Origin of the sequence: Mycolicibacterium vaccae NBRC 14118 = CIP 105934 (assembly GCF_001552715.1) — a bacterium.
Lineage (GTDB): Bacteria > Actinomycetota > Actinomycetes > Mycobacteriales > Mycobacteriaceae > Mycobacterium > Mycobacterium vaccae.
In genome coordinates, this window is the sequence record NZ_BCRS01000217.1 from 1 (window position 1) to 8146 (window position 8146).

An 8146-nucleotide genomic window follows, 5' to 3' on the forward strand; every position below is an offset into this window, starting at 1 on the left:
CGTCGGTGAGGTCGGCGGCCGCGGCGTCCACCTGCCGGGCCGCCTCGGCCAGCAACGCCTGCGCGCCCCGCACCGTGACCGTCAGTTCGCCGGCGACGGTGATCAGCGTCGGGTCCTCGGCCGCCGTGGCGACCGCCGCCTCGAAATGGGGGCGGGCCAGCGCGGTCTGGCGAACTCCGGCCGCCAGTGCGCCGGTGGCGATGCCGACGTCGATCGCGGCGTGCCACAGCTGGGCCCGCGCCCCGTAGGTCGTCGGGACCGAGAAGATCGGCGAGAACGGGACCACGTGTTCGGCGGGCACCGCGACGTCGGAGAGCGTGACGGTGCCCGACGCGGTGGTGCGCTGACCCATGCCGTCCCAGTCGTCGACGACCTCGACCCCGTCGGCGTCGCGCGGCACGAACGCCAGCGCCTTCGGTGTCGAGGCGGTCGGAGCGGCGCCGGATCCATCGGACAGCGAGGCGCGCACGACCACCCAGTCAGCGAACAGCGCCCCGGTGGAGTAGAACTTGCGGCCCGACAGCGTGTAGTCGCCGCCGGCCCGCCGGCTCAGCGTGGTGGTGTCCACGTCGACGGTGTGCGGTCCGCGTTCGGACTGCGCGTTGGCCAGCAGCGCCCCGGCATGCACCTGCCCGTAGAAGTAGGCCTGCTGCTCGGCGGTGCCCTGCAGGCGCAGCGCCTCCAGGAACACGAAGTGCGAGTGCGGGATCTGCGCCAGTGACGGGTCGGCATGGGCAAGCAACCGGAACACCTCGGCCAGCACCTCGGCGGGCGCGTCGACCCCGCCCGCGTGCCGTGGCACCGACAGCGCCAGCAGGCCGGATTCCTTGAGCGCCTTGACCTGATCGTGGGGCAGGAGGCGTTCGGCGTCCCGGGTGCCGGCTTCGGCTGCGAAGTCCTCGGCCAGCCGTGCCGCGTCGGCCAGCACGCCGTCGAAAGTTGCGGCGTCGAAAGTCACCGCGCCGCACCGATGAACGGAATCGACGCGGCAGCAGTGCTTTTCACCTCACGGGTGAACAGGCCGCGCTCGCGCAGGATCGGCACCACGCCCTCGCCGAACCAGAACAACTCCTCCAGATGCGGGTAGCCCGAGAAGATGAACTCGTCGATCCCCGCGTCGGCGTACTCGGCGATGCGGTCGGCGACCTCGGTGTGGCTGCCCACCAGCGCGGTGCCTGCGCCGCCGCGGACCAGGCCGACACCGGCCCACAGGTTCGGGGCGATCTCCAGTGCGCGGGCGTCGTGCCAGCTGCCCTCGGCGCGGTGCGCCTCGTGCAGGGCCAGCATGCGCTTCTGCCCCTCGGACTCGCTGCGGCCCAGACCCGCCTGCGCGTTGCGCACGGTCTCCTCGTCCAGCGCGCCGATCAGTTTGTCGGCCTGCGTCCAGGCCTCGCCGGCGGTGTCGCGGGTGATCACGTGCAAACGGATGCCGAACTTGATCTGCCTGCCCTGCTTGGCCGCGAGCCGCCGGATCCACTCGATCTTCTCGGCCACCGCCGCCGGCGGCTCACCCCAGGTCAGGTACACGTCGGCATGCCGCGCCGCCACCGGACCGGCCGCCGCAGAGCTGCCGCCGAAGTACAACGGCGGCACCGGATTCGGCAGCGTCGGGATCGCGGCCTCCTCGATCTGGATGTGCTCGCCGTCGTGCGTCACCGTCTGCCCGTCCCACAGCCGGCGGACCACATCGAGGAACTCGTCGGCGCGCGCGTACCTGCCGTCCTTGTCGAGGTGGTCCCCGAACGCGCGCTGTTCGTGCGCCTCACCGCCGACCACCACGTTGAGCAGGAGACGCCCGGGTGCGTGCCGGGCGAACGTGGCCGCCATCTGCGCCGACAGCGTCGGGCTGACCAGGCCCGGCCGGAACGCCACCAGGAACGCCAGCGAGGTCGTCTCCCTGGCCAGCAGCGCGGCGGTGATGAACGCGTCCTCGCACCACGCGCCGGTCGGGATCAGCGCCCCGGTGAAGCCGAACGACTCGGCCGCGCGCACGATCGAGCCGAGGTAGTCGATGGACGCGTCCCGGTCACCGCTCGCCGATCCGGCCGGCGTGCCGTGCCCGCCGCCGACGATCAACCGGCTGTCCCCGTAGGTCGGGAGAAACCAGTGCAGTTGCAGGCTCATTCGTACTCCTCAAGCGTGGTGCGGGTGATGCGGACGTGTCGCAGCGCACAGCGGTGGACACAGGTCACCGCGGGATCCTGCCCGCCGCGGCGGGGGTGTTCACGGGTTTGCGTCACGGTGAACCGAAAGACGGCTGCCCGGTCAGTAGCCGAGGCGGCGCCCGACGGCCTTGGCGACCTCCACGATCAGGAAGATCAGCACCGAGAAGCCCAGCGCCACCGCCCAGCTCTCCCAGCCGATCGGCGCGGAGTGGAACCACGAGTTCATCAGCGGCGTGTAGATGAACAGCAGTTGCAGCACCAGCAGCGCCGCGCCCGTCCGCCACACCCACGGATTGCCCCGCAATGCGGCCGGGCGCAGGCTCGAGCTCGTCAGGAACCGGCAGTTGAACAGATACGCGAACTGGCCCATCGCCAGCATGTTCACCGCCGCGGTCTGTGCCACCGCCTGCGGATGCCCCCCGGAGCGGCCGAGGAAGAACAGCGCCAGCGCGGCGCCGGCCACCAGCACCGACACCAGCGCGATCATCGACACGTCGGCCAGCCGCACCACCGGCTGATCGGTCGGCCGCGGCGGCCGGTTCATCAACCCCTCCTCGGCGTCCTCGAACACCAGCGCCAGCGCCAGCGTCACCCCGGTCACCAGGTTGACCCACAGGATCTGCACCGGCTGCAGCGGCAACGCGAACCCGAACAGGATCGCGACGAGAATGACCAGCGACTGGGACCCGTTGGCGGGCAACAGGAAAAGCACCGATTTGCGGATGTTGTCGTAGATCCGCCTGCCTTCCTCCACCGCCTTCTCGATGGTGGCGAAGTTGTCGTCGGCCAGCACGATCCCGGCGGCCTCCTTGGTCGCCTCGGTGCCCTTGATGCCCATCGCGACCCCGATGTCGGCCCGGGTCAGCGCCGGAGCGTCGTTGACGCCGTCGCCGGTCATCGCGACGACGTTGCCCTCGGCCTGCAGCGCGCTGACGATGCGCAGCTTGTGCTCCGGGCTGGTTCGCGCATAGATGTCGACCTCGCCGACCACCTCGCGCAGCCGCGGCTGACTCATCGCCTGCAGGTCGGCGCCGGTCAGCGCGGGCGGGTCCGGCCGGTCGACGATGCCCATCTCGCGGGCGATCGCCCGCGCGGTGCCGACGTGGTCGCCGGTGATCATCTTCACCCGGATACCTGCGCTGTGACAGTTGGCGATCGCGTCGACCGCCTCGGGGCGGGGCGGGTCGACGATCCCGGCCACGCCGAGGAACTCCAGACCGGAATCGACATCGTCGAGAGCGATCTCGTCCCCGGTGCCGGCCGGGCGCCGGGCCGCGGCCAGGACCCGCAGCCCCTGCCCGCTGAGCGTGTCCACCCAGCCGTCCCAGAAGTCGCGGTCCAGCGGCTCGGCCGCCCCGGCGCGGAGTTGGGTGGCCGAGCGCTCCAGCAGGCGATCCGGCGCGCCTTTGACGTGCAGCCACCGAGCGCCGTCGGGCGCCTCGTCGAGCGTCACCATGAACTTGTGCGCCGACTCGAACGGGATCTCGGCGACCCGGGCCATCGGCGCGTCCACCCCGGCTTTGCGCGCCAGTGCGCGCAGCGCGCCCTCGGTGGGTTCGCCGACCACCTGCCAGCGACCGTCGGTCTCGGTGAGCCGGGCGTCGTTGCACAGCGCCATCGTGACGATTACCTCGGTCAGGTCCGGGTGGTCGGCCAAACGGGCTGGGGCGCCGTCGAGTTCGAGGTCGCCGTCGGGGGCGTAGCCGGCACCGGTGACGGCGTAGCGGTGCCGGGTGGTGACCACGTTGCGCACCGTCATCTCGTTCTGGGTCAGGGTGCCCGTCTTGTCCGAGCAGATCACGGTGACCGAGCCGAGCGCCTCGACCGCGGGCAGCTTGCGGGTGATCGCGCGGCGGCGCGCCATCTGCTGCACGCCCAGCGCCAGGGTCACCGTGACCACCGCGGGCAGGCCCTCCGGGATGGCCGCCACCGCGAACCCGATCGCCGCCGAGATCAGTTCCTCGATGGAGAACTGGTAGCGCCACCGGCCCACCACCAGCATCACCGCGGCCATCACCAGGATCAGCACCGACAGCTGGCGGCCGAACTGCGCCAGCTTGCGGGTCAGCGGGGTGTCGATGGTCTCGACCTCGGTGATCAGCGTCTGGATGCGTCCGATCTCGGTGGCCGTGCCGGTTGCGGTCACCACCCCGACGCCGGTGCCCGCGGCCACGATCGTCCCGGAGTACACCATCGACGTCCGATCGCCGAGACCGGCGTCGAAGTCGACGTGGGTGACGCTCTTGGCCGCAGGCACCGACTCCCCGGTCAACGCCGACTCCTCCACCTGCAGGTTGTTCACCTCCAGCAGGCGCAGGTCGGCCGGGATACGGTCCCCGGAGCCGATGCGCACCACGTCGCCGGGCACCAGCGTCTCGGCGTCCACATCGACCCACCGGCCGTCGCGGCGTACCCGGGCCGACACCGACAACATCGCGCGGATGCTGTCGAGCGCCTGCTCGGCTTTGCCCTCCTGGAGGTAGCCGACGACGCTGTTGATCACCGCCACCGCGCCGATCACCGCGGCGTCGATCCAGTCGCCCAGGATGGCCTTGAGGACGGCGGCCGCGATCAGCACGTAGATCAACACGTTGTTGAACTGCGCCAGGAAGCGCTTCAGCGGTGAGCGCCGCGGCGGCTCGGGCAGCCGGTTCGGGCCGGTGGCGGCGAGTCGGGCCGACGCGTCGGCGGCGTCCAGGCCCTCCGGTGTGGTGTGCAGGGCGGCCAGGATGTCGGCGCGGCTGCGGGCGTGGGCCAGGCCGGCGAACTCCGAATCCTCGATGGCCCTCTGGTTCTGCGCTGCCTGCGGTGCCCTCGCCATCCCACGATGCTGTCTGCTCGGCGGTGGCGGTGCAACCGTCGCCTAGATCATGTCCCTGCGGGTGAGCCAGCGCATGATCGGCCAGCCGATGAACACCGGTAGCCAGCAGGTCAGGATCCGGTAGAGCAGCACCGCGGGCACCGCGACGCCCGCAGGCACCCCGAACGCGGCGAGCCCGCCGATCAGCGCGGCTTCGACCGCGCCGACGCCGCCGGGGGTCGGGGCCGCCGACGCCAACGTCCCGCCGATCATCGTGACGATCGTGACGGTGACGAAGCTGGCGTCGCCGCCGAACGCCTCGATGCTCGCCCACAGCGCCAGCGCGCCGCCGAGTGTGGTTGCCGCGCAACCGATCACGATCAGCGCCAAGCGGCGGGGTTCGCGGGCCAGCGCAACCAGGTCGTTGATCACCTCCTGCAGCCGCGGCCGCACCGCGGTGGCCAGCCAGTGCCGCAGCTTCGGCACGAACAGGAAGATCCCGACCGCGCCGAGCGCCGCGCCAGCGATCAGGTACAGCACCGTCGCGCCCGGCACGAACCGCGACAGGTCCGCCGAGACGCCGACCAGCGCGCTGAACATGATCAGCAGCGTGATGTGGGTGATCACCTGGACCGACTGCTGCAGCGCCACCGCCGTGGTGGCCCGCAGCGCGCCGAGTCCGCCCTTCTGCAGGAACCGGGTGCTCAGCGCCAGGCCACCGACACCGGCAGGCGTCGTCGTCGCGGCGAACGTGTTGGCCACCTGCATGATGGTCAGGTCGCGGAAGCTGACGAGCCGGTCGGCGCACGCCCACAGCGCCGCCGCGGCACCCAGGTATTTCAGCGCCGAGACCCCCAGACCGGCCAGCGCCCACCACCAGTTGGCCGACCTCAGCTCGGCGAAGAACACCGGCACCGAGCTGATGAACGGGTAGGCGACGTACACCAGCGCGACCAGCAGCACCATCTGGATCAGCTGGTTCCGGGTGAACCGGGTGATCGTCGCGGTCTTGATCTGCTCCGCGCCGGTCTGGTTCTTGACCTCGTCGCGGACCGCCGCCATCACCGTGCCCGCGTCGGGCACCGACTGCCGGACCTGTTTGGGCAGCGCGGTCTTGGTCAGCCGCCGCGACGCCGCCAGCACCTGCTCGAAACCGAACACCGTGATCGCCGCGGCGACCGCCTTGTCGGTGCCGTGCAGGTGCGAGGTGGTGAGCAGCAGCTGCGCGATGTCGGTGTGCAGGTGCGCGTCCGACGCGCCGTACTCGGCGTGGGTGAAGCCGCCGAACTGCGGGGTGCCGTCGACCACCGTGATCGACTTGCAGCGCAGGTCACCGTGCGAGATCTGCTGGCTGTGCAGCACGCCCAGCGAGTCCCACACACGGGCGACCGGGGTGTCGTCGGCGCAGTCCTCGAGCGGGATGCCCCGGGCCGGTTTGTGCGCGTACACCGTCCAGCCGCGGTCCAGCGTCGCCACCGCGATCGGGGAGGTGTTGGCCATCCCCAGGTTGCCGATGGCCAGCGCCATCAGCGCGCGGTGTTCGATCGCGCGGCGCATCGAGGTCTGCAGCGGTGCGGTCTCGCTGTCGCGCAGCCGCAGTTTGCCCCAGAACTGGCGCAGGAAGCCGCCGCCGCGTTGGTGCGGACCGTACAGTTCGACGATCGCGGTCCCTGGTTCGGTGTCGGCGCCGGCCGCCTGCTCGGTCGCGTGCAGCACCAGCGGACCCCGCCCGGCCGGGCGCACCACCTCCAGCGTCGTGGCCGGGAAACCGCGGCGGGCCATCGCGCGGACCGCCCCGTCGAGCGGCACCTCCAGCGCGGGCGTCCCGACCACGAGCACCACGAGCGCACCGACGAACCATCCGACCGCCAAGCCGAGCAGCGAGCGGGCCGGGACGACGGCGCTGACCACCAGATGGATCGGGACGAACGCCAGCAGCAGCGCCCACCACCAGCGTCGCCACCGGGCGGGCAGCCACGGGCCCGACACCGTCAGCACGGCGGCCAGCATCGCGATCCAGCGCGGGTCGTCGAGAAACTGCGACAGCACGGTGTCGAGGCGCTCGCTGAGGTCCAGGTGCCACCGCGGGGCCGCGATGCCGTTGCCGGTGATCGACAGCGCCAGGATCGCGATCACCCCCGCCGCGGCGTACGCGCCGAGCAGCTTCCACTGCCGCGACACGATCAGCCCGATCAGGATGACGAACGGCAACGCCAGGATCGTGATGCCGTAGATCAGGTAGACGGTGTTGGACTGCGCGGGGCTGAGCACGCCGACGATCTCCGAGATCGACCGCTCCAGCGCCTCCCACTCGTAGCGGGTGATCAGCGAGCTCGTGACCACGACGACGAGGAACACGCCGGACACCGCCAACCGCACGATGTCGTTGGTCCGCCGGGTCAACGGTTGCAGGAGGCTGCCCGAGACAGCGACGTCCCGCCCGTCAACTCGCATGTGTCAACGATCTCTTCCGGTTGGCTCCGAGCCCTCATCGGCTCACCGACAAAATAGCGACTGTTCGGTGACGATCGGTACATGCGCGGTGCGGGGTCAACGCACCGTCACGTTGCCGAGATTGCATCTGGGTCGCGAAAAGCCGGGAAAAGGCCGCGTGGAATGCGATTTCGGCGGGGGTCAGGGGCGGGTGCGCAGTCGCTGGGCCAGGCCCGAGGCGCGGGTGGCGCGCCGGTCGATCGCCGCGCGCACCGCGTCCTCGGTGCCGACCACCTGGACGCGCTTCTTGGCGCGGGTGACCGCGGTGTAGAACAGCTCGCGGGTCAGCAGCCGCGAATCCGGCGGCGGCAACAGCACCGTGACCTCGTCGGCCTGGCTGCCCTGGCTCTTGTGGATGGTCATCGCGAACATCGTGTCGACCTCGCCGAGCCGGCCCGGCGCGAACCGCTGCGCCCCGACGTGGGCCCGCAGCCCGTCCGGGGACGCCACCACCACACCGGTGTCGCCGTTGTAGACCCCCAGCCCGTAGTCGTTGGCCGTCACCAGCAGCGGCCGGCCCGGATACCACTGCGCCCACACCGGCTGGCCCGTCGACTCGGCCAGCCAGCGCTCGACCTGACGGTTCCAGTGCGCCACGCCGAACGGCCCGCGCCGGTGCGCGCACAGCAGCCGGTGACCGTCCAGCACGGACAGCGCGGCGGCCCCGTCGCCCAGCAGCGCCGCCCGG

Annotated in this window: 5 protein-coding genes; all 5 read right to left on the reverse strand. The window is 71.3% G+C overall.

Annotated features, from left to right (window positions below; all coding sequences use genetic code 11):
• Positions 1-958: acyl-CoA dehydrogenase family protein (locus tag MVA01S_RS27265; RefSeq protein ID WP_060941770.1), on the reverse strand; the 958-nt coding region annotated here is incomplete at its 3' end.
• Positions 955-2124, reverse strand: a complete 1170-nt coding sequence (locus tag MVA01S_RS27270) for an LLM class flavin-dependent oxidoreductase (RefSeq protein WP_003929670.1) — start codon at positions 2122-2124, stop codon at positions 955-957. The genes MVA01S_RS27265 and MVA01S_RS27270, both read right to left, overlap by 4 nt.
• A 141-nt stretch (positions 2125-2265) precedes the next feature.
• On the reverse strand, positions 2266-4986 hold the full coding sequence (locus tag MVA01S_RS27275) for a cation-translocating P-type ATPase (RefSeq protein ID WP_003929669.1): 2721 nt from the start codon (positions 4984-4986) through the stop codon (positions 2266-2268).
• Positions 4987-5028: 42 nt separating this feature from the next.
• Positions 5029-7419, reverse strand: a complete 2391-nt coding sequence (locus MVA01S_RS27280) for a lysylphosphatidylglycerol synthase transmembrane domain-containing protein (protein WP_003929668.1) — start codon at positions 7417-7419, stop codon at positions 5029-5031.
• A 180-nt stretch (positions 7420-7599) separates the two neighbouring features.
• Positions 7600-8146 (reverse strand): ATP-binding domain-containing protein (locus tag MVA01S_RS27285; protein ID WP_159426357.1); only part of this gene is annotated, 547 nt, incomplete at its 5' end.